The organism is Gilvimarinus sp. 1_MG-2023, assembly GCF_030548285.1.
Map to the genome: position 1 here is coordinate 1 of NZ_JAUOSC010001501.1, position 245 is coordinate 245.

A 245-nucleotide genomic window follows, 5' to 3' on the forward strand; every position below is an offset into this window, starting at 1 on the left:
CATATATTCCCGCTGGTGGCAACATAACTTTAACTTTAGTGGGTTATGACCCAACATTAAAACTCTGGGAGTCTGGCTTTAATGGTTATACGTCCGCCGATATTCTTAGCGTGGGTGGTGATTGCGGCTCGCCAGCCGTTAAGACCGTCGATATTGGTGAGTTGGAAGGTGGTACAAATGGTTCGTTTACAGGTGATGATTATTTAGTGCATAGTTGGTTTAATAATAGTGGAAAACCTTTACAT

General features: G+C 42.4%; 1 protein-coding gene. It reads left to right on the top strand.

Annotated elements, in window-relative coordinates; translation table 11 throughout:
• Positions 1-245 (top strand): hypothetical protein (locus Q4563_RS21835; protein WP_303606029.1); only part of this gene is annotated, 245 nt, incomplete at both ends.